General features: G+C 72.3%; 20 protein-coding genes and 1 riboswitch. Of the genes, 5 read left to right on the forward strand and 15 right to left on the reverse strand.

The genetic code is table 11. The annotated features are described in order from the left end of the window. Positions 1-83: 83 nt before the first annotated feature. Positions 84-659: a class I SAM-dependent methyltransferase gene (locus tag ORV05_RS24125; RefSeq protein WP_268754301.1), complete on the forward strand. Its 576-nt coding sequence runs from the start codon at positions 84-86 to the stop codon at positions 657-659. 15 nt (positions 660-674) lie between these two features. Here the strand turns inward: ORV05_RS24125 and ORV05_RS24130 are convergent, their stop codons facing one another. The 5 genes from ORV05_RS24130 to ORV05_RS24150 are packed head-to-tail and all read right to left on the reverse strand — an operon-like array spanning position 675 to position 4,005. After that, positions 675-1,709, reverse strand: a complete 1,035-nt coding sequence (locus ORV05_RS24130; protein ID WP_268754302.1) for a WXG100 family type VII secretion target — start codon at positions 1,707-1,709, stop codon at positions 675-677. Further along, entirely contained in the window at positions 1,706-2,020 is a 315-nt protein-coding gene (locus tag ORV05_RS24135; RefSeq protein ID WP_268754303.1) for a type VII secretion target, read from the reverse strand. The genes ORV05_RS24130 and ORV05_RS24135 overlap by 4 nt, the downstream gene beginning before the upstream one ends. Next, entirely contained in the window at positions 2,020-2,478 is a 459-nt protein-coding gene (locus tag ORV05_RS24140; RefSeq protein WP_268754304.1) for a YbaB/EbfC family nucleoid-associated protein, read from the reverse strand. Before ORV05_RS24140 ends, ORV05_RS24135 begins: the two co-directional genes overlap by 1 nt. A gap of 23 nt (positions 2,479-2,501) precedes the next feature. Then, on the reverse strand, positions 2,502-3,635 hold the full coding sequence (locus ORV05_RS24145) for a DUF6346 domain-containing protein (protein WP_268754305.1): 1,134 nt from the start codon (positions 3,633-3,635) through the stop codon (positions 2,502-2,504). Then, on the reverse strand, positions 3,625-4,005 hold the full coding sequence (locus ORV05_RS24150; protein WP_268754306.1) for a VOC family protein: 381 nt from the start codon (positions 4,003-4,005) through the stop codon (positions 3,625-3,627). The genes ORV05_RS24145 and ORV05_RS24150 overlap by 11 nt, the downstream gene beginning before the upstream one ends. Before the next feature lie 217 nt (positions 4,006-4,222). On the opposite strand from ORV05_RS24150, the gene rpsT reads away from it, so the two are divergent. Further along, positions 4,223-4,483, forward strand: coding sequence for a 30S ribosomal protein S20 (gene rpsT, locus ORV05_RS24155; protein WP_268754307.1), 261 nt, complete (start codon positions 4,223-4,225; stop codon positions 4,481-4,483). A 97-nt stretch (positions 4,484-4,580) separates the two neighbouring features. On the opposite strand, the gene holA is transcribed toward rpsT, so the two are convergent. Next, positions 4,581-5,555, reverse strand: coding sequence for a DNA polymerase III subunit delta (gene holA, locus ORV05_RS24160; RefSeq protein ID WP_268754308.1), 975 nt, complete (start codon positions 5,553-5,555; stop codon positions 4,581-4,583). 114 nt (positions 5,556-5,669) lie between these two features. Then, positions 5,670-5,802, forward strand: a riboswitch (SAM riboswitch). Between the two features lie 12 nt (positions 5,803-5,814). Between holA and thrC the strand changes: the two genes are divergently transcribed. Continuing rightward, positions 5,815-7,080, forward strand: coding sequence for a threonine synthase (thrC, locus tag ORV05_RS24165; RefSeq protein ID WP_268754309.1), 1,266 nt, complete (start codon positions 5,815-5,817; stop codon positions 7,078-7,080). An 18-nt stretch (positions 7,081-7,098) separates the two neighbouring features. On the opposite strand, the gene ORV05_RS24170 is transcribed toward thrC, so the two are convergent. The 7 genes from ORV05_RS24170 to nadD all read right to left on the reverse strand — a co-directional run bounded on the left by ORV05_RS24170 (position 7,099) and on the right by nadD (position 13,657). Continuing rightward, positions 7,099-9,456: a ComEC/Rec2 family competence protein gene (locus ORV05_RS24170; RefSeq protein ID WP_407652794.1), complete on the reverse strand. Its 2,358-nt coding sequence runs from the start codon at positions 9,454-9,456 to the stop codon at positions 7,099-7,101. Continuing rightward, on the reverse strand, positions 9,456-10,217 hold the full coding sequence (locus tag ORV05_RS24175) for a ComEA family DNA-binding protein (protein ID WP_268754311.1): 762 nt from the start codon (positions 10,215-10,217) through the stop codon (positions 9,456-9,458). The genes ORV05_RS24170 and ORV05_RS24175 overlap by 1 nt, the downstream gene beginning before the upstream one ends. A gap of 229 nt (positions 10,218-10,446) precedes the next feature. Next, entirely contained in the window at positions 10,447-11,301 is an 855-nt protein-coding gene (locus tag ORV05_RS24180; protein ID WP_268754312.1) for a DegV family protein, read from the reverse strand. A gap of 10 nt (positions 11,302-11,311) precedes the next feature. Further along, on the reverse strand, positions 11,312-12,049 hold the full coding sequence (gene octT, locus ORV05_RS24185; protein WP_268759873.1) for a diglucosylglycerate octanoyltransferase: 738 nt from the start codon (positions 12,047-12,049) through the stop codon (positions 11,312-11,314). Further along, complete coding sequence (locus ORV05_RS24190; RefSeq protein ID WP_268754313.1) at positions 12,046-12,654, reverse strand: histidine phosphatase family protein; 609 nt, start codon at positions 12,652-12,654, stop codon at positions 12,046-12,048. Before ORV05_RS24190 ends, octT begins: the two co-directional genes overlap by 4 nt. Beyond that, positions 12,651-13,031 (reverse strand): ribosome silencing factor, encoded by a 381-nt coding sequence (gene rsfS, locus ORV05_RS24195; RefSeq protein WP_268754314.1) that lies wholly within the window; start codon positions 13,029-13,031, stop codon positions 12,651-12,653. The genes ORV05_RS24190 and rsfS overlap by 4 nt, the downstream gene beginning before the upstream one ends. A gap of 56 nt (positions 13,032-13,087) precedes the next feature. After that, positions 13,088-13,657 carry a nicotinate-nucleotide adenylyltransferase gene (gene nadD / locus ORV05_RS24200; RefSeq protein WP_246128038.1) on the reverse strand — a complete coding sequence of 190 codons (570 nt, stop codon included), beginning with the start codon at positions 13,655-13,657 and terminating at the stop codon, positions 13,088-13,090. 136 nt (positions 13,658-13,793) lie between these two features. Between nadD and ORV05_RS24205 the strand changes: the two genes are divergently transcribed. Both ORV05_RS24205 and ORV05_RS24210 read left to right on the forward strand, forming a co-directional pair. After that, a complete protein-coding gene (locus ORV05_RS24205) occupies positions 13,794-15,929 on the forward strand; it encodes a RecQ family ATP-dependent DNA helicase (RefSeq protein WP_407652541.1) in 2,136 nt (711 codons plus the stop codon). A gap of 92 nt (positions 15,930-16,021) precedes the next feature. Further along, positions 16,022-17,317 carry an MFS transporter gene (locus ORV05_RS24210; protein ID WP_268759874.1) on the forward strand — a complete coding sequence of 432 codons (1,296 nt, stop codon included), beginning with the start codon at positions 16,022-16,024 and terminating at the stop codon, positions 17,315-17,317. Here ORV05_RS24210 and proB read toward each other — a convergent pair. Together proB and obgE are read right to left on the reverse strand one after the other, a co-directional pair. After that, the gene (gene proB / locus ORV05_RS24215) at positions 17,314-18,459 is read right to left on the reverse strand and encodes a glutamate 5-kinase (RefSeq protein WP_268754316.1); all 1,146 of its coding nucleotides are present in this window, start codon (positions 18,457-18,459) and stop codon (positions 17,314-17,316) included. The two genes, ORV05_RS24210 and proB, sit on opposite strands and share 4 nt — an antisense overlap. Continuing rightward, positions 18,456-19,910 carry a GTPase ObgE gene (gene obgE / locus ORV05_RS24220; protein WP_268754317.1) on the reverse strand — a complete coding sequence of 485 codons (1,455 nt, stop codon included), beginning with the start codon at positions 19,908-19,910 and terminating at the stop codon, positions 18,456-18,458. The genes proB and obgE overlap by 4 nt, the downstream gene beginning before the upstream one ends. Positions 19,911-20,003 lie beyond the last annotated feature (93 nt).

Here is a 20,003-nt window from a genome sequence, read left to right on the forward strand (position 1 = left end):
CCTCTAGTCTCCCATGCCCGGTCAGTGACGATTTCCGGGTCATCCCCGATGCCGGATCGGCCCCCGGGTGCTGACCTGGAGCTATGAGTACGACAACGAGCCGGGTGCTGGACCGGGCCTTCGGCCGTCCCCGCGGAGTGCTGGGCAGGATCGGCGGCGCACTGATGGCCTGGGGCAACGCGGCGACCGAACGGCACATGGTGAACGTGGCCAGGCTCGGTCCCGCCGACACGGTGCTGGTCCTCGGGCCGGGCCCGGGGGTGGGGCTGAGCGCGGCGGCGGAGCGGACCGGGCACGTCGTCGCCGTCGATCCGTCGGAGACGATGCTGGCCCGCTGCCGCGCCCGGTGCCCCCAGGCGGCGCTGCACCCCGGCACCGCCGAACGCACCGGCCTGGCCGTCGGCTCCGTGGACGCGGTGATCAGCGTGAACAACGTGCAGTTGTGGCCCGACCGGGCGGCCGGGTTCGCCGAGCTGTTCCGGATCCTGCGGCCGGGCGGCCGCCTGGTGCTCTCGGTCCACGAGAAGTGGCTGCCGGTGTCCCGGCACGAACTGGCCGCCGAACTCGAAGCGGCCGGGTTCACCGACCTGCAGACCTGGACCTGGGAGCCGCCGGGCCCGGCGGGCACGGCGGCCCAGCTCCGGGCGAGGCGGCCCTGACCGGCGAGCAACTGTCTACTTCTTCGGCAGGTCTTCCTTGGCGTCGGAGTAGTTGTCGTCGGCGTCCGCCGTCTCCTTCGACCCTTCGTAGACGCCGGTGCGGACCAGGTTGCGCCAGTCGACCGAGTCGGAGAACCCGTCCCGGGTCCGCTTCGCCAGCAGGCCGTCGACGTTCTCGGCGAAATCCCGGAGCCCTTGCGGCAGCCGCCCGGTCACCGCGTTCTTCATCGCGTCGGCCTGGCCCTCGACCGCCCGCAGGGCACGGCCGTTGCGACCGGCCACCCGGCCGAGGGCCTTCGCCCCGTCCCCCATCCGCCGGGCGAGTTTCGCCAGCGCCTGCACCGCGCCCTTGAGCTTGGCGAACTTGTTCAGCGCGACGGCGAGTTTCATCAGCAGTTTGGAGATCTTGCCGGTGATCTTCGCCGCGGTCGCGGCCCCGCGGGCGACGGACCAGCCGATGAACGCGCCGACCGAGGCACCGAAGGAACACCAGCTGGTGGCCAGTGCCGCGGCGGCCGCCACCACGATCTCGCCCACGACGTCGGCGATCAGGTCGCGGATGATGCCCCGGGTCGTGGCGACCAGCACACCGGACAGCCGCAGGCCCTCCGACACCCCGGTGGACGCGCTCTCCAGCGCCCGCAGCTGCTCGACGATCTCGCCCGCGCCCTTGCGGTAGGCGTCCGCCGCGCTGCCCTGCCAGCTGCCGGTCTCGCCCTCGACGGCCCGCTCGTAGTCCGTCGCGACCTGCCCGATCTGCTGCCGGACCTGCTCGCCCCACACCGCGGCGATCTCCACGATCTTGTCCGGATCCCCCGCCAGATCGTCCAGGGGTTCCTTGAGGAAGCTCAGGTGCTCGATCAGCCAGCCGATCCCGGCGGCGGCCAGCCCGCCGAGCGGGTTGGCGACCAGCCCGAGGACGTCGATGCCCAGTGCGAGACCGTCCAGTGCGAGATCACCGGGATCGCTGAGATCGTCGGCGGCCCCCTTCACCGTGTCGACAATGCCGGCGCCCGCCGACCACTCGTCCATGTTCGTCAGCACGCTCACAGCTCCGCCTTCAGCCTGGTCAGCAGTTCCTGGATCTCGCCTTCGACCTGCTCGTAGTTCTGCCCGGCCAGCCCAACGCCCTCGCCGAAATCGGTGAGGCCGACGGCCAGGTCCGAGATCGCACTCGCCGTTTCGGTGATGTCGCCCTTGACCTTGAAGGCGAACGCCTGGCCGATGATCCCGAAGGTCTCTCCCCCGACGTCGACGCCGCCCCCGGTGGCGGCCGCCTGCCGGAGCCGTTCACCGAGGCCGGTGACGGTGGCCGAATGCTTCGCCAGATCCTCCGGAGTGGAATGGAATCCGTCCGCCATCAGCTCCTCCTCAGGAACGGGCCACCGAACTCGCCGTCTTCGTCACCGCTGTCACCGCCGCCTGCGCGGCGCCGCGGAGCGTTTTCGGCCTGCTCTTCGGCGAGTCCGGTGTCGAGCTGTTCGGCGAGGAACTCCATCGCCGCCGACTGGCCGAGCAGCGGCTGCAACGCCGCCTGCGTCTGGCGCGCCGCATCGGCATGGGCGGCCTGCACGGTCTGCTTGATCGCCGCGGCGAGGCGGTCGTGCCCGAGCCGCAGGGCCTGCGGAGACAGCGTCAGGTCTTCCAGACGGCCACCGGGCGCGAGCACCACCCGCACCGCACCGTCCGGGCTCTCCGCGCGCGCCCGCAGGGTCTTGATCTGCTCCTGGCTCCGCTCGGCGCGCTGCTGGATCTCCTGGACCCTCGTGGCGTATCCGGCCAGCCGTTCCTCGGCGGCCTTGAGGTCGTCGCTTGCCACGGACCCTCCCTTCTCTTGATCGCCTACGACGCGAGAAGGTCCCCTTTGGTTCCTTTGGTCGAAACGTCCGTCCCGAGCAGGCGGTCGATCCTCCTGCTCGGGCTTTCCAGCGTGGCGAAGAAGATCGCGGCGAGCAGGGTCAGCAGGATCGCGTCGGTGAGACAGGCGAGCCACACCGCGAACGGCCCCGACGCGGCGCCGAAACCGCGGAAGGCGGCCCACACGGCCAAGGCGACGAGCACGGAACCGGTGACCGCGGTGCCGATCCGGTGCGCCCGGTCCCGGCCGTCCAGCGCGCGGCGGAGCTTCGCCTCGCCGCTCCCCTTGCCGGGCAGGTCACGGGCCAGATAGGCGGCCCCGTGCCGGACGATCCTCGCCGCGTCCGTCCGCGCCGCACCCGCCATCGTGGCGAACAGCACGGCCAGGATCGTGCCCAGGACCACCGCGGCCCCGGGCGGCAGATCGGCCAGCCGCGCCCGGGCGATCTGCGGCCACGGCGAGACGAAGCGCGGCGCCCGCGGCGCGTCGAACCGGGGCACCATCGACAGCGGCACCACCAGCACCACCAGCGCACACCAGGCCGACAGCAGGCGCAGGCGCAGCACGCGCCTCAGCAGCGGCACCGCGGCCCGGTCGGCGGGGGTGACCGGCCAGTCCCGCTGCGCCCGCCGCCCGGCGAGCCGCTGCTGCCCGGCCCGGGTCCGCCCGGTCTCCGGTTGCGGCGGGCCGGGAACCGGGCGGGCCACCCGGACGAGGGCGTAAGCGGTCCCGGCGCCCAGCACCGCGGCGGCAGCCCCGGCGACCGCGAGGGCGAGCGGACGGAGCACCACCGGCCAGACCGCCCCGTCGCGCCCGTAGACACTCCCGTCGCGGTAGACGGGGACATCTTCCTCCCCCGGGGTCAGCACGCCTGGGGCGAATTCGGCCCGCTCGACGTCCCCATCGCCCCACCGGACCTCAGCGACGCAGCCGTAGACGTCACCGAAGCCGTACGCGCTCACCGGCCCGTGATGCACACACGCGAGCACCGACGCGGACCCGAACCGGTCGGCCTCCGGCCCGCCGCCCGCCGTCATCCGGGACACCGTCGCCAGCGTCAGCAGGGCCAGCACGAAACCGGCGCCCCACAGCAGCGCCCGCAGTGCCCTACCCGCCACGGACGTCGGTCCGAAGTGGATGGTCGGCCGGGATCTCGACGAGCACGATGCGAACCCCCTCCGGATCGGAGATCCACGCCTCCCGCAGCCCCCAGGGCTCCAGCAGGGGCTCCCGGTCGAGCCGCACCCCGCGGCCTTCGAGCTCGGCCACGGCGTCGGCCAGATCCCGGACCTGCATCCACAGCACCACGTTCGAGGCGGGGCCTCCCTCACCGTGCCCGGAAACCTCGAGAAGGCCCTGCCCAAGGAAGAAGACCGTGCCTCCGGGGAAGGTCCGGTAGATCGCCAGGCCGAGGACGTCGCGGTAGAACGCCGTCGACCGCTGGGGATCCGCGGGCCGCAGCAGGACCCGGCTGCTCAACACCTGCATGCGTCCTCCCTACCGCACGGCGCGACAAGGCGGCAATCGGGGCGATTCCGGCACGCGTCCCGGCCTGCGGCGAGCGAGGCGCCGACGGGGCCTGCCCGCGCTGCTGGTAGCCTTGTCGCTCGTTGCCGTGTGGCATTCCGCCAGGGAGGAAACCCGGGTTTCCGGGGCCACGAGAACACGGCGGCGAATCCCGGAAGCAGATCGAAGGAGTGCCCGCGTGGCCAACATCAAGTCCCAGATCAAGCGCATCACGACCAACGAGAAGGCGCGCCAGCGCAACCAGTCGATCAAGTCTTCGGTGAAGACCGCGATCCGCAAGTTCCGCGAAGCCGCCGAGGCCGGGGACAAGGACAAGGCGATCGAGCTGCAGCAGGCCGCCGCGAAGAAGCTCGACAAGGCCGCCAGCAAGGGTGTCATCCACCCGAACCAGGCCGCGAACAAGAAGTCGGCCATGGCCAAGCGCGCCAACCAGCTCTGAGTTCACGCATCCCGGAGGGCCCGCCGCTGCCACGCAGCGGCGGGCCCTCCGTCGTTGCGCAGCCCGCCCGGGGAAATGTCGGTGCCGGTCAGTGCCGTCAGTGCCGGTCGCGTGCGTCGGCGAGATCGAGAATCGCCCGTTCGAGGGCGTAGGACGGATCGGCCGCCTGGCCCTTGACCTCGGCGTTCACCCTGGCCACGATGCCCATCGCGGCGGCGAGCCCGGCCGGGGACCATCCGCGCGACTGCCCCTGTGCCTTGCGCACCTTCCAGGGCGGCATGCCCAGTTCGCCCGCCAGCTGGTTCGGATTGCCGCGGCCCGCGGCGGACACCCGCGCGATCGTGCGGACGGCGTCCGCGAGCGCATCCGCGACCAGCACGTGCGGCACGCCGATCTGCTCGGCCCAGCGCATCGACTCCAGCGCGGCGGCCCGGTCACCGCCCACGGCCTTCTCGGCGACCGCGAAACCGGTCACGTCGGCCCGTCCCCGGTGGTAGCGGCGGACCGCCTCCTCGTCCACCTTGCCCCCGGTGTCGGCGACCAGTTGGGCCGACGCCGACGCCAGTTCCCGCAGATCCGAACCGACCGCATCGAGGAGCACGGCCACCGCGCCCGGCTCGATCCGGCCCCCGGCCTGGCGGACTTCGTTGCGCACGAACATTTCCCGCTCGGCGGACTTGGTGATCTTCGGGCATTCGGTGACCTGTGCGCCCGCCTTGCGCAGTGCGGCGGGCAGCGCCTTGGCCGCCTTGCTCCGCCCGCCACCGGTGTGGACGACGACGAGCACCACACCCTCGGCGGGCATCTTGAGGTAGGACAGCACGGCGTCGGCGAGTTCCTGTCCTATGTCCTGCGCGGCCTCGAGCACGATCACCCGGCCCTCGGCGAACAGTGAGGGGCTGACCAGTTCGGCCAGTCCGGGCACGGTGAGCTCGGCCGCCTTGGCCTTCGTGAGTTCCGCCGCGGGATCCGTCTTCCTGGCCGTTTCGAGCGCGGCACGCACGGCACGCTCGACGAGGAGTTCCTCTTCGCCGAGGACGAGATGAAGGGACGGGACCGCGGGCGAGCTCACGCCACGATCCTGCCACGGTGACGAACCCCGCAGGGGCATGGCGCCGCGAGAACGCCCTGTCGTATGGTGTTAGGCGCGTGCCGCCTGGAAGGGCCGCCGCACACAACCGAATACCGCTCATCCAGAGGGGCAGAGGGAACGGCCCGATGAAGCCCCGGCAACCGGCGTCAGCCTGTCATCTCGATTCCGCGAGGTAGCTGACGACCACGGTGCCAATTCCGGCCCGCCCCGGCGGGACAGATGAGGAAAGGACCTCGCGATGACTGCCACCCTCAGGACTGCTTCGACCGGCCGCGCCCTGGACCTGGGCCCCGCCGTGGAACTGGTTTCCAAAGAGGAGGGCCACCGCCAGCCGCTCGCCCCGGAGTTCGTTTCCGCCGAGGACTTTTCGCCGCTGGAGGTCGCCTACGACTTCGGCCGGGTCCGCCGGGAGGACATCGAAGCCGGGCCGAAGAACATCTGGCGGTACAAGAAGCTGCTGCCGGTGCCCTCGAACGTCGAGGAAATCCCGAACACCGAACCGGGCTGTACCAGGCTGGTGCGTGCCGACCGGCTCGCCAAGGCCCTCGGCCTGAAGCGGCTGTGGGTCAAGGACGACACCGGCAACCCCACCCACTCGTTCAAGGACCGCGTGGTCGCCGTCGCGCTGGCCGCCGCGCGGGAGTTCGGTTTCGACACCCTCGCCTGCCCTTCGACCGGCAACCTGGCCAATGCCGTGGCGGCCGCGGCGGCCCGGGCCGGCTGGCGCTCGGTGGTGCTGATCCCGTCCTCGCTGGAGCGCGCGAAGGTGCTCACCACCGCGGTGTACGACGGCGACCTCATTGCCGTCGACGGCAACTATGACGACGTGAACCGCCTCGCCACCCAGCTCGCCGCCGAGCACGACACGTGGGCGTTCGTGAACGTCAACGTCCGCCCGTACTACTCGGAGGGCTCCAAGACCCTGGCCTTCGAGGTCGCCGAGCAACTCGGCTGGCGCCTGCCGGAGCAGATCGTGGTCCCGATCGCGTCCGGCTCCCAGCTGACCAAGGTGGACAAGGGCTTCCGCGAACTGGGCAGCCTCGGCCTGGTGGAAGAGAGCCCGTACAAGGTCTTCGGCGCGCAGGCCACCGGCTGCTCGCCGGTCTCGGCCGCGTTCCGCAACGGCTACGACGTGGTGCAGCCGGTCAAGCCGGACACCATCGCCCGCTCCCTGGCCATCGGCAACCCGGCGGACGGGCCCTACGTGCTCGACACGGTCCACCGCACCGGCGGCGCGATCGAGGACGTCAGCGACGAGGAAATCGTCGAGGGCATCCGCCTGCTCGCGCGAACCGAGGGCATCTTCACCGAAACCGCCGGCGGGGTCACCGTGGCGACCGCCAAGAAGCTCATCGAGACCGGCAAGCTCGACCCCGAGGCGGAGACGGTGCTGCTGATCACCGGCGACGGCCTGAAGACACTGGACGCCGTCGAGGGCCGGATCGGTCCTAAGGCGACAGTGCCGCCGAACGCCGACGCCGTCCGCCGGGCGCTCGAAAGCTGACCGCACGGGCCCGCACGCTCATTTTCCCCTGCGCACCAACGCGAGTTCTCCCTTCTGGCTGAGCACCGCCGCGTCGCCGTCGGTGTCGGTGCGGGCGACAAGCGCACCACCCGCGGCCAGTGTGTCCATTGTGGACCTACTGGGGTGGCCGTAGGGGTTGCCTGCGCCGGCACTGACCAGTGCCACCCGCGGGGACACCGCGGCGAAGAACTGGGGCAGCGAGTAGCGGCTTCCGTGGTGTGGTGTCTTGAGCACCTCCGCGTGCAGATCGGTGCCGTCGGTGAGCAGGGCGCTCTGGGCGAGGAGTTCGACGTCGCCGGTGAGCAGGACCCGGCCGGCCCGGGTGGTCGCCCGCAGCACCACCGAGGTGTTGTTGATCCCGGTGCCGTCGGTTTCGTCGTCCTGGCGGGGGTTCACGTAGTGCGGTCCGAGTACCTCCAAGGTGAGTCCGGGCCAGTCGAGCCGACGGCCGATGTCCAGTTCCAGCAAGGGCACGCCGTGCCGTGACGCGACCTCCGCAACCTGGCGCCACGCCCACCCGGGTATCCGTCCCGGCCCGACCGCGACCGCGCCGACGGAGCGCCCGTCGAAGACGCTGTCCAGGCCGCCGACGTGGTCGGCGTGCAGGTGGCTCAGCACCACCAGGGGAATGCGGTCGACGCCGAGGCGGCCGAGGCAGGCGTCGGCCGGGCCGGGCTCGGGACCGGTGTCGACCAGGACGGCGCGGCCGGGATCGTCCGTGGCGAGGACCTCCGCATCGCCCTGGCCCACGTCGCAGGAAACGGCCACCCAGCCCGGCGGCGGCCACTGTGGTGCGATCACCCGGACCGGCACCACCACGAGCAGTACGCACACCAGCACCAGGGCCAGCGCGATCCGCAGTGCCGGACGGCGGAAGGCGAGCACCAGCAAGGCCACCACCACCGCCGCGAGGAGGGCACCCCACCAGCCCGCGGGCCAAGGCAACAGCGCACCGGGCACCCGGGAGGCGTGCCGGGCCAGGGTGAGCAGCCATTCGGCTTCCGGCCCGGCCGCCAGGGCGGGCAGCCGGGCCGCCTCGGGCCAGACCGTGGCGAGCGCCGCGGTCACCACACCCAGCACGGTCGCCGGTGCGACCGCGGGCGCCGCGAGCACGTTCGCGGCGACGGACACCACACTGACCTCACCGGCCATCCCGGCGAGGACCGGCGCGGTGACCAGGAACGCGGCGAGCGGGACGGCCAGCCCCTCCGCGATCCCGGGCGGGATCCCGCGGCGGGTCATGGCCATGACCCAGCGCGGCGCCACCAGGACGAGCCCCGCGGTGGCCAGGACGGACAGGGCAAAACCGAAGTTCACGGCCATTGCGGGGTCGTAGAGCACCAGGACGCCCACCGCGGCCGCCAGTGCGGGCAGCGCCGACCGGGCCCGCCCGAGCGCCAGGGCGAGCAGGCCCACGGCGCCCATCACCCCCGCCCTCAGCACGCTCGGTTCCCCGCCCGCCAGGACCACGAAACCGACCAGAACGGCCCCCGCGACCAGTGCGGACGCCCTCGGCCCCGCACGCAGCACCCGCAACAGGAGCAGCGCCGCCCCCGCCACCACGGCCAGATTGCTCCCGCTGACCGCCATGAGATGGGACAGTCCCGCCTCGGTGAACTCACGGTCCACCTGACTGGACACCCCGCTGGTATCGCCGACGACCAGGGACGGCAGGAGCCCCGCCGCGTCCGGGGACAGCACCGAGCACGCTGCCCGCAGCGCCGCCCGCACCGATTCCGCCCTCCGCTGCCACCAGGGTGCGGGCCCGATTTCGGCGGGCGGCCCGCGGACGGACACCGCGGCCACGGTCAGGGCCGGTCCGCGGGGTGGCGCGAGTACCCCGCGGGCAGTGACCTCCTGCCCCGGCAGCAGCCCGGACCACTGCTGGAACGGCGCCAGGAGCACGACTCGCCCGGACGACGCGATGGGGCGGCCCCGCACCTCGGCCGAAACCACCTCGGCGCCGATCACCACGCTGCCCGCCCCGGCCTGCCGGTCCGCAAACCCGGCGGAGCGCACGGGCCTGGGCCGCTCGGTGACGGTCACCCGCAGTTTCGCCTCGGCACCGTGCCGCGCCGGAGCACCCAGTGCGTCGTCACGGGCCGCGATCAGGCGCAGAGTCACCGGCCCGGCCAGGAGGACACCGGACACCAGCAGGGCGGCCGCCCCCGGGAACCAGCGCGGGCGCGTCCCCCGCCCTCGCCAGAGCAGGGCCACTGCCGCCAGCACGGCCGCCGTTCCGGCGACCGGTGCGGCCCAGCACCCCCAGAGCAGGCCGAGGAGAGCACCGAGCCAGAGCGTGACCGCGGCGGGCACGAGGCGGTAGTCGTGCCCCGAAGGCGGGACCTCACCGATCACGAGACCGTCACCTGGTCCCGCAGCCGGGCGAACCGGGTCGCGCCGATGCCGTCGACCTCCTGCAGTTGCTCGACGCTTCCGAACGGACCGTGCTCACTGCGCCAGTCGACGATCCGGCGTGCGGTGACCTCACCGACTCCGGGCAGAGCGTCCAACTGCTCGGCCGAGGCCGTGTTGAGGTCGAGTCTGGCCCCGGTCGCCGCGTCGGCGGCCGCCGGGGCGGCGACCGGGGGCAGCCCGACGTTGATCTGCTCACCGTCGCTGAGTTTGCGTGCCAGGTTCAAGACCGTCACGTCGGCGCCGTCGAGGACGTCCCCGGCCGCGCGGAGCGCGTCCGCGACGCGGGCGCCGGCGGGAAGCGTGACCAGTCCGGGTGAACGGACCTTTCCGACGACGCTCACCACCAGCATCGCCCCGGGACGGGCGCCCGGCGCCGATCCCCCTGCCTGGGCGGGCGGCGGCCGGTCCGCGGCGGTGGGAAGCACCGGCGCGCGCTCGGCCGGCGGATCCCCGCCGAGCAGGAGGATCGACCCTCCGGCCAGGAGCACGACAACGGCGAGCACGGCAAGGGCGGCGGTGAGGCGACGGCGACGCGGGCTGCGCGTCAAGGCGTGGGGCACCCACCGTTCGACCAACTTGGCCACGACCGGCTCGTGCTCGGCCAGCCTCGCTTGCTCGGCCAGCCTGCCGAGCCGGTGACGGGCCGCGGCCGAGGCTGAAGGACCGGGACCGGGAGAGGGAGAGGATTGTTCGAACACGCATTCGACGCTACGGGGGGCGAGGACAGGGGAGAAGCGGAAATTGAGCCGGTTGTGGACAACTGGGGTGTTGTGGACAAAGAGCTCACACCGGCCCGCGGAACGGGGAACTCGCGCTCGTGCGCGGCTCCCGGTCAAAGACGGCCGTGAAGGGTCCCTTCACAGTCGTATCGACCGTGAAGGGACCCTTCACGGCAAACCCGCAGCCCCCTTGCCAGGCGCGTGTCCCTCACGGCAGGCTCGGCCGTCGCTGGACGACGACGCCCAGCACGCCGGGGCCGGTGTGGGCGCCGATCACCGCGCCGAGTTCGGAGACCAGGCAACCGCCGGAGACCATGAGCCGTTCTTCGAGCCGGTTGGCCAGCTCCACCGCACGCTCGGGCGACGCCAGGTGGTGCACCGCGATCTCGACCGGCCCGTCCCCCGCCGCCCGTTCCGCCAGTTCCACCAGGCGCGCCACCGCGCGGTGCATCGTCCGGACCTTCTCCAGCGGTTCGATCCGCCCGTCCTCGATGTGCAGCACGGGTTTCACCGCGAGCGCGGTGCCCAGCAGCGCCGCCGCGGCGCCGATCCGGCCGCCCCGGCGCAGGTGTTCGAGCGTTTCCACGACGAACAGCGCCTTCGACGACCGCACCGCGGACAGGGCGGCGTTCTCCACCTCCGCCAGTGCCGCTCCCCCGGATGCCGCCTTCGCCGCATGCAGGACCGCGAAACCCAGGCCCATCGCGGTGCTGCGGGAATCGACCACCCGCACCACTTCCGGGCCGACCTCGCGGGCCGCGAGGACCGCGGACTCCCAGGTGCCCGACATCTCGCTCGACAGGTGGATCGACACCACGGCGTCCGCCCCGGCTTCGAGCACCTCGCGGAACACGGCGGCGAACTCGCCGGGGGTGGGCCGCGCCGTGCTCACCTGGCAGCGGTCGCCCAGCGCCTCGGCGAGCGCGTCCGGCCCGACATCGATGCCGTCACGGGCGGTGGCGCCGTCGATCAGGACGTGCAGGGGCACCACCCGGACCGCGAACCGGTCGGCGAAGCCTTCCGGCAGATGGGCGGTGGAATCGGTGATGACGGCGACCGGCACGTCCGCCAGCCTACGGCGCGGCGGGCTCGTCTTCGCGATCCAGGAGCGGACCGAGCAGCGCGGCCATCGCCTTTCCCACGGAAGCGTGACCCTCCCAGCCCCAGTGCATGCCGTCGGGGTTGCCGCGGCCGCTCAGCACGTGCTCCCCCACCACCGCGGGCAGATCGAGCATCGGCACGTTCGCGCGGGCCGCCCACGCCGCCATGGCGGCGGCCGCGCCGTCCCGCGCGGAGTGCACCCGCCCGTAGGAGTCGGCGCGGTGCACGCTGGGCAGCATGCCCACGATCGGCAGCGAGGGCCGCAGGATCCGCAGGGCCTTCACCGCCGTGTCGAGATAGTGCACGGTCAGCTTCGCCGGCAGCACCACCGGACGGCCCCGCAGGGCCACCGCCAGGCGCGGCTGGGCGGCGAGATAGGCCTTGCGCGCGATCCGCCGCAGGCCGTCGGGCCGCAGGTAGCGCAGCCCGGTACGCAGATAGGTGGGCAGCGGCGAGGGCAGGGTGTCCATGCTGCCCACGGCCAGCACGACCGCATCCACGTGGTGCAGCTCCGCCCACACCCGGGGGTCGCCGACCAGGGACCACCAGGCGTCACGCGCGGTCCAGCCGAACCCGGCGACCAGATCGGCGGAACCGCCCAGCTCGGCCGCGGTGATGTTCGGCCACAGCCGGGCCTCGTCGGCGGCACACGGGCCGTCGGGGCCGTGGAAGCTGAGCGAATCTCCGAAGACGAGCAGGCGCGCCATCAGCCGGGCATGCCCGTGTTGTAGGCGTGCAGGCGCCAGCCGCCGTCACGCCACCCCAGCTCCACCCAGTGGCAGTTCTTGATCCCGCCCAGCTGGGGCCAGGCGGGGACGGGCAGTGCGAGCAGGTGCGCGGTGAGCGCGGTGATCAGCCCGCCGTGCGCGGCCAGGAGCACCGTCTCGCCGGGTTCGCCCGCCCGCAGGTCGTCGACCACGCCCGCGGCCCGCTCGGCGACCTCGATCCGGGACTCGCCGCCCGGCGGCGCCCAGGTCGCGTCGACGCGCCACCGGTCGCGGTCGCCGGGCCACCCGGCGTCCACCTCGGCCCCGGTCATGCCCTGCCATTCGCCCAGGTGCGTCTCGCGGAGGCGCTTGTCGACCCGCAGCGGAACGCCGATGGTCTCGGTCAGCACCGTCGCGGTGTCCATCGCGCGCCGCAGGTCCGAGGAGATCACCAGCCCGGGTTCGAACCGCGCCAGTGCGGGTACGGCGAACCGTGCCTGGTTCCAGCCCACCTCGGTGAGCGCGGAGTCCAGGTGCCCCTGCATGCGGCCGGCCGCGTTGAAATCGGTCTCCCCGTGCCGCCACAGCACGAGGCGCCCCAATCTCACGCGCCCTCCTCGTCGGAGGCCAGGCCCGGCACCTCGATCCGCGGGCAGTCCTTCCACAGCCGTTCCAGACCGTAGAAGGACCGTTCCTCCTCGTGCTGGACGTGCACCACGAGGTCGACGTAGTCCAGCAGCACCCAGCGCCCTTCGCGGGCCCCCTCGCGGCGGACCGGCTTGTGCCCGGCCAGGCGCAGCTTCTCCTCGATGCTGTCGACGATGGCGCCGACCTGCCGCTCGTTCGGGGCGGAGGCGATGACGAACACGTCGGTGATCACCAGCTGTTCGGAGACGTCCAGCACCACGACGTCGGTGGCCTTCTTGTCGGCCGCGGCCAATGCGGCCACGGTAGCCATCTCACGTGCTTTGGACGTCGCTGCCACTCCTGCTCCCTCACGATGGGCATCAGTCTGTCGGTTCAACGAGGGTACCGGGCGGCTCACTCGGGCTTGCGGTAGAGCTTGCGCTTGTCGATGTAACGCACCACGCCGTCGGGCACCAGGTACCAGATCGGTTCGCCGTGTTCGACGCGCTCGCGGCAGGCGGTGGACGAGATGGCCATCGCGGTGACCTCCACCAGGCTCACCTTGCCGCTGGGCAGGTGGTGGTCGTTGAGCCGGTAGCCGGGCCGGGTCACGCCGATGAAGTGCGCGTAGGTGAACAGCTCGTCGGCGTTGTGCCAGGTGAGGATCTGCTCCAGCGCGTCGGCGCCGGTGATGAAGAACAGTTCGTCCTCGGGGTACTCGCGGTGCAGGTCGCGCAGGGTGTCCACGGTGTAGGTCTCGCCACCGCGGTCGATGTCGACCCGGCTCACCGAGAACACCGGGTTGGAGGCGGTGGCGATCACCGTCATCAGGTAGCGGTCCTCCGCGCGGGTCACCACGCGCCCGGTCTTCTGCCACGGCTGACCGGTCGGCACGAAGATCACTTCGTCGAGGTCGAACCGGGCCTGCACCTCGCTGGCCGCCACGAGGTGGCCGTGATGAATGGGATCGAAGGTTCCGCCCATGACCCCGATACGCCGTGGTGACATGAACGGAGCGTATAGAGCGCGGGGGGCGGCGGCGAACGACTTGTGACGGGTTCGAGCGGACGGCCGGTTCCCGGGGAACGATTCACCGCGGTGCGGCCTGCCGGTGACGGGAATGTCGGACCCATGGGGTAGACGTGGAGAGGTGGACCTCCAGCGACTACGAGACCGGGCCGAAGAGCTGCTCCGCGCTCTGGCCGGCGAGCACGCCCGCCTGCGCGACGACCAGTGGGCCGCCATCGAGGCGCTCGTCGCGGAACACCGGCGGGCGCTGGTGGTCCAGCGCACCGGCTGGGGCAAATCGGCGGTGTACTTCCTCGCGACGGCGCTGCTGCGCGAGGCCGGGGCGGGCCCGACGGTGATCATCTCACCGCTGCTCGCTCTGATGCGCAACCAGATCGCCGCGGCCGCCAGGGCCGGGGTGAGCGCGGCCACCATGAACTCGGCCAATCCCCAGGAGTGGGACGAGGTCCAGGCCGGGATCGCGGCCGGGGAGATCGACGTGCTCCTGGTCAGTCCCGAGCGGCTCAACAATCCCGACTTCCGGGACACCGTGCTGCCGAAGCTGACCGCCACCGCGGGCCTGCTCGTGGTGGACGAGGCGCACTGCATCTCCGACTGGGGGCACGATTTCCGGCCGGACTACCGCCGCCTGCGCACCCTGCTCGCCGAACTGCCCGAAGGGGTGCCGGTGCTGGCCACCACGGCCACCGCGAACGACCGGGTGGTCACCGACGTGGCCGACCAGCTCGGTCTGGGGGACGGCGCGGGCACGCTGGTGCTGCGCGGCCCGCTGGACCGGGAAAGCCTGCACCTGTCGGTGGTGGCCCTGCCGACGATGGAGACGCGGCTGGCCTGGCTGGCCGAAGCGCTGGCGGAGCTGCCGGGTTCGGGAATCATCTACACCCTCACCGTCGCCGCCGCGCAGGACGTGGCCGAGTTGCTGCGCGCGCAGGGGTACGAGGTGGCGGCCTACACCGGCAAGACCGACCCCGCCGAACGGGCCGCGGCGGAGGACGACCTGCTCGCCAACCGGGTCAAGGCCCTGATCGCCACCTCCGCGCTGGGGATGGGCTTCGACAAGCCGGACCTCGGTTTCGTGGTGCATCTGGGTGCCCCGTCCTCGCCCATCGCCTACTACCAGCAGGTGGGCCGCGCGGGACGCGGGGTGCGGCACGCGGAGGTGATCCTGCTCCCGGGCCCGGAGGACCGCGAGATCTGGCACTACTTCAGCTCGCTCGCCTTCCCCGAGGAGCGGCGCGTGACCCAGGTACTCGACGCGCTCGCCCAGGCCGGGCGGCCGCTGTCCACGGCAGCGCTGGAGCCGCACGTGGAGTTGTCCCGTTCCCGGCTGGAGATGGTGCTCAAGGTGCTCGACGTGGACGGCGCGGTCCGGCGGGTGCGCGGCGGCTGGGAGTCGACGGGGCTGCCGTGGCGGTACGAGGCCGCCCGGTACGACCGGGTCCGGGAGGCCCGCGCGGCCGAACAGCAGGCGATGCTCGGCTACCAGTCCACCGCGGGCTGCCGGATGGAGTTCCTGCTCAGGCAGCTCGACGATCCCTACGCCGCACCCTGCGGCCGGTGCGACAACTGCACCGGGAACCATCGCGCCACCGAGGTCTCGGCGGAATTGGCCGAGACCACGGGAGAGCGCTTGCGTCGCCCGGGGATCGAGCTCGCGCCGCGGCGGCAGTGGCCGACCGGGCTGGGCACGCTGGACGTCCCGCTGTCCGGGCGGATCGCGGCGGCCGACCAGGCCGAGCCCGGGCGCGCGCTCGGCCGGCTGACCGATGCCGGCTGGGGCAACCGGCTGCGGGAGCTGGTCGGGACGGCCGCGCCGGACGGGGAGGTGCCGGAACCGCTGTTCCAGTCCTGCGTGGCGGTACTCGCCGCCTGGGAGTGGGCGCAGCGCCCGGTCGCGGTGGTGGCGCTGCCCTCGGCGCGGCGCCCGGCGCTCGTGCACGGCCTGGCGAGCAGGCTGGCCGCCGTCGGCCGCCTGCGCTTCCTCGGCACCTTGGCCGCGCACGCCGGTCCGCCCCGCACGGCCAACAGCGCACAGCGCGTGGCGGATCTGTGGAAACGCCTGGAAGTACCCGAAGATCTGGCCGAATCCTTGTCCACTGTGGATGGCCCGGTGCTGCTCGTGGACGATCTGGTGGACACCGGCTGGACGATGACGATGGCCACCCGGCTGCTGCGCCGGGCGGGCGCCCCGGCCGTGCTCCCGTTCGCGCTCGCGGCCACCACCTGATCGACGGCTGGTCGGCCGTTGATCGACACCGTCTTCCAAAAGCCCTCCCCATATGGCACGCTGCGCAGGCAGGCGAGGACGTGGAGGTGACCATGGTCGAGCCGAAACTGGACGCCACGGCGGTGGTACGGCACCGGCTGCCGGTGCGGAAGCTGTTCGCGGCGAGCGTGGGCAACGCGCTCGAATGGTTCGACTGGACGGTGTACGCCACCTTCAGCATCTACTTCGCCACCGCGTTCTTCCCGTCGGGCAACGACACGCTGGCCCAGATCAACACCTTCGCCACCTACGCGCTGGCGTTCTTCTTCCGGCCGCTGGGCGGGGTGCTGCTGGGCAGGCTGGCCGACGTGAAGGGCCGCAAGCCCGCGATGATCCTCACCATCACGCTGATGGCGGGCGGGTCCGTGGTCATCGGCCTCCTGCCCACCTTCCACCAGGTCGGCTGGCTGGCACCGGTCCTGCTGCTGCTGGCCCGCGTCGCGCAGGGGCTGTCGCTCGGCGGTGAGGTGTCCAACGCCTCGGCATACCTCGGCGAAATCGCGCCGCCGTCCTGGCGTGGCCGCTATTCGTCGTTCTTCTACATCTCCACCGGCTCGGCGGTGCTCCTCGCCTCGGTCCTCGGTTTCGTGCTGGCGCGGACGATGAGCAGGGCGGACCTGAACTCCTACGGCTGGCGCATCCCGTTCCTGCTCGGCGGACTGCTGGGCGCGATCGGGCTGTGGCTGCGGCGCAGCCTGGCCGAAACCGAGCAGTTCCAACGGAACCGGCACCGGGCCACCAAGGTGAAGCATCCGCTGCTGGCGACCCTGCGCCACCACCCGAAGGCGGTCGGGCGGCTGGTGGGGCTGACCATGCTCTCCACCCTGTGCTATTACACGTTCTTCAGCGCCCTCACGCCGTTCGCGGTGAAGACCCGGCACGCGAACGACGTCGACGTGTTCCTGGCCCTGTCGATCGGCACCGCACTGTTCGTCGTCCTGCAGTACCCGTTCGGCCTGCTTTCCGACCGGGTGGGCCGCAAACCGCAGTTGCTGGTCTGGTCCGGGGCGATGGCGGTGCTGACCGTGCCACTGTCCACTTTGGTCGCACCGGGGCTGGGCAAGCTGCTGGTGGTGTTCTGCGTGGGACTCGGCCTCTACCCGGCGATGTCCTCGCTGGCCCCGGCGATCATGAGCGAGCTGTTCCCGACCGCGCTGCGCGGCCTGGGCATCGGCGCCTGGTACAACCTCACCGTCGCCGTATTCGGCGGCACCGCTCCCCTGGTGATCAGTGCGCTGTCGGCGGCGGGCAATCCGACGCTGTTCTTCTGGTACGTGGCGGTGGCCGCCGCCATCGCCTTCCTGGTGATCCTCACCCTGCCCGAAACGCGCGGCAGCGAGCTGCGTTAGAGAGACGTCCTCTGCACGACCTTCGTGCGGGCGGGGCGGCGCAGCGGGACGAGATCGTCGGCGTGCACGACTTCGCGCCGCTGTTCGGTGGGGAGCTCGTGCGTGGACCGGCCGATCAGCGCGGGCAGCTCTCCGGCGTCGAAGGCCACCACCCCCCGGGCCACCACGCGCTGCGCCGGATCGACCAGCTCGACCACGTCCCCGGCCTGGAAGTCGCCGTCCACGCCGGTGATCCCGGCGGCGAGCAGGGAGCGCCTGCGCCGCACCACGGCGGCGACCGCACCGTCGTCGAGCTGGAGCCTGCCGGTGGTGCCCGCCGCGTAACCGAGCCAGAACCGGCGAGCGGACAACCGCGAGTCCGCGGCGGAGAACGCGGTGCCCGCCCCGGCGGTGCTCAGTGCCTTGTCCGCCTCGCTCGCCGCCGCCAGCAGCACGGGGATCCCGGCCGCGGCGGCGGTGCGGGCCGCGGCCAGTTTGGACACCATGCCGCCGGTCCCGAGCCCGGAGCTGGACATGCCCACCTCGATGCCCTCGACATCCGCGTCACCGACCACCTCGGTGATCTTGCGGGTCGCCCCGTCGCGCGGGTCCCCGTCGTACAGACCGTCCACATCGGACAACAGGATCAGCGCGTCGGCCCCGATGAGGTGCGCCACCAGCGCGGCCAGCCGGTCGTTGTCGCCGAAGCGGATCTCCTCGGTGGCCACGGTGTCGTTCTCGTTGACCACCGGCACCGCACCAAGGGCCAGCAGCCGGGAAAAGGTCCGCTGCGCATTGCGGTAGTGCGCACGGCGCATCACGTCGTACGAGGTCAGCAGCACCTGCCCCACGGTGAGCGAATACCGGCCGAAGGACTCCGCGTAGGCGTGCGCGAGCGCCAGCTGCCCCACACTCGCCGCCGCCTGCTGGGTGGCCAGATCACGCGGCCGCTTGCCCAGGGCGAGCGGGGCGAGGCCGGCGCCGATCGCCCCCGAGGAGACCAGCACGAGCTGGCTGCCCCGGTCGATCCGCGCCGCGATGGCGTCCACGAGCGCGTTCAGCCGGACGATGTCGAGACCGTCCCCGGCGGTGGTCAGTGCGGAGGAACCGACCTTGACGACCAGGCGTTCCGCCTCCGCCACGGCCTTGCGGGTGTCACTCACTCGTCTTCGCCCTCGACCTCGTCCTCGGGCACCCCTTCACGCCGGATGCGCCGGGCCTCCTTGCGCTCGGCCGCGCTGACCCGGCCGGTGGCCTCCAGCCGCACGTCCGTGCCGCGGCCCGCGAAGTACGTGGCCACCCCCGGGGTGGACGGCTGCCAGTCGAAGGTGACGGCGCCGATGGTGACCGGGCAGCCCGGCTCGGCCCCGAGCTTGGCGAGGGCCTCTTCGACACCCAGGCGGTTGAGCCGGTCGGCGAGGTACCCCACGGCCTCGTCGTTGCCGAAGTCGGTCTGACGGATCCACCGCTCGGGGCGGCCGCCGTGCACGATGAAGCCGCCCGGCTCCTCCGGATCCGGCTCGATGGTGAACCCGGCCTCGTCCACGGCCTGGGGCCGCAGCACGATCCGCTCGGCCGTGGGCGCGGGCTGCTCGGCACGGTACTTCTCCACGATCGTGCCGAGCGCGTAGGCCAGCTCCCGCAGGCCCTTGCGTGTCGCGGTGGACACCTCGAACACCGGCAGCCCGCGCGCCTCGAAATCGGGGCGTACCAGCTCCGCCAGTTCCGCGGCCTCCGGCACGTCGACCTTGTTCAGCACGACCACCCGGGGCCGCTCGGCGAGATCGCCGCCCAGCCCGGGCGTGTAGCGTGCCAGTTCCTCTTCGAGCGCGTCCACATCGGACAGCGGGTCGCGGCCGGGTTCGTAGGTGGCGCAGTCGACCACGTGCACCAGCACCGCGCAGCGCTCGATGTGGCGCAGGAAGTCCAGGCCGAGGCCGCGGCCCTCGCTGGCGCCGGGGATGAGGCCCGGCACGTCGGCCATGGTGAACACGGTGTCGCCCGCAGTGACCACGCCGAGGTTGGGCACCAGGGTGGTGAACGGGTAGTCGGCGATCTTCGGCCGCGCCGCGGACAGCACCGAGATCAGCGACGACTTGCCCGCCGAGGGGAAACCGACCAGCCCCACGTCGGCGACCGAACGCAGTTCCAGCACCAGCGAGCGGGACTGTCCCGGCTCCCCGAGCAGCGCGAACCCCGGTGCCTTGCGGGCCTTCGACGCCAGCGCGGCGTTGCCGAGTCCGCCCCGGCCACCCTGCGCGGCGACGAACGTCGTGCCCGGGCCGATCAGGTCCGCGAGCACCTCGCCGTCCTCGCTGAGCACGACGGTCCCGTCGGGCACCTTCAGCTCCAGCGTCTGGCCCGCGGCACCGGCCCGGTGGCTGCCCTGTCCCTGCTTGCCGTTGCCGGCACTGGCGTGGGGGCGGAAATGGAAGTCCAGCAGGGTGTGCACGTTCGGGTCGACGACGAGCAGCACGTCGCCGCCGTTCCCGCCGTTCCCGCCGTCGGGACCGCCCAGCGGTTTGAACTTCTCCCGGTGCACCGAGGCACACCCGTTCCCGCCGTCGCCGGCGGCCACCTGGATCACCGCACGGTCAACGAACCGGGACGCCATGTCATGCCTTTCCGTGGTTGTGAAGCCTGTCCAAAAAAACGAGGGGCGAACCCAGATTTGTTCCGGGCCCGCCCCTCGGGGGAGGTGCTGTGC

The organism is Amycolatopsis cynarae, assembly GCF_026802195.1.
Taxonomy (GTDB): Bacteria; Actinomycetota; Actinomycetes; order Mycobacteriales; family Pseudonocardiaceae; genus Amycolatopsis_E; species Amycolatopsis_E rhizosphaerae.

Bases quoted from the DNA above. Each gene is read 5' to 3' on its own strand.
- ORV05_RS24125 (WP_268754301.1), top strand. From the start codon at position 84: ATGAGTACGACAACGAGCCGGGTGCTGGACCGGGCCTTCGGCCGTCCC.
- ORV05_RS24135 (WP_268754303.1), bottom strand. From the start codon at position 2,020: ATGGCGGACGGATTCCATTCCACTCCGGAGGATCTGGCGAAGCATTCG.
- ORV05_RS24150 (WP_268754306.1), bottom strand. From the start codon at position 4,005: ATGCAGGTGTTGAGCAGCCGGGTCCTGCTGCGGCCCGCGGATCCCCAG.
- thrC (WP_268754309.1), top strand. From the start codon at position 5,815: ATGACTGCCACCCTCAGGACTGCTTCGACCGGCCGCGCCCTGGACCTG.
- nadD (WP_246128038.1), bottom strand. From the start codon at position 13,657: ATGGGCGGAACCTTCGATCCCATTCATCACGGCCACCTCGTGGCGGCC.
- ORV05_RS24205 (WP_407652541.1), top strand. From the start codon at position 13,794: ATGTCGGACCCATGGGGTAGACGTGGAGAGGTGGACCTCCAGCGACTA.
- ORV05_RS24210 (WP_268759874.1), top strand. From the start codon at position 16,022: ATGGTCGAGCCGAAACTGGACGCCACGGCGGTGGTACGGCACCGGCTG.
- obgE (WP_268754317.1), bottom strand. From the start codon at position 19,910: ATGGCGTCCCGGTTCGTTGACCGTGCGGTGATCCAGGTGGCCGCCGGC.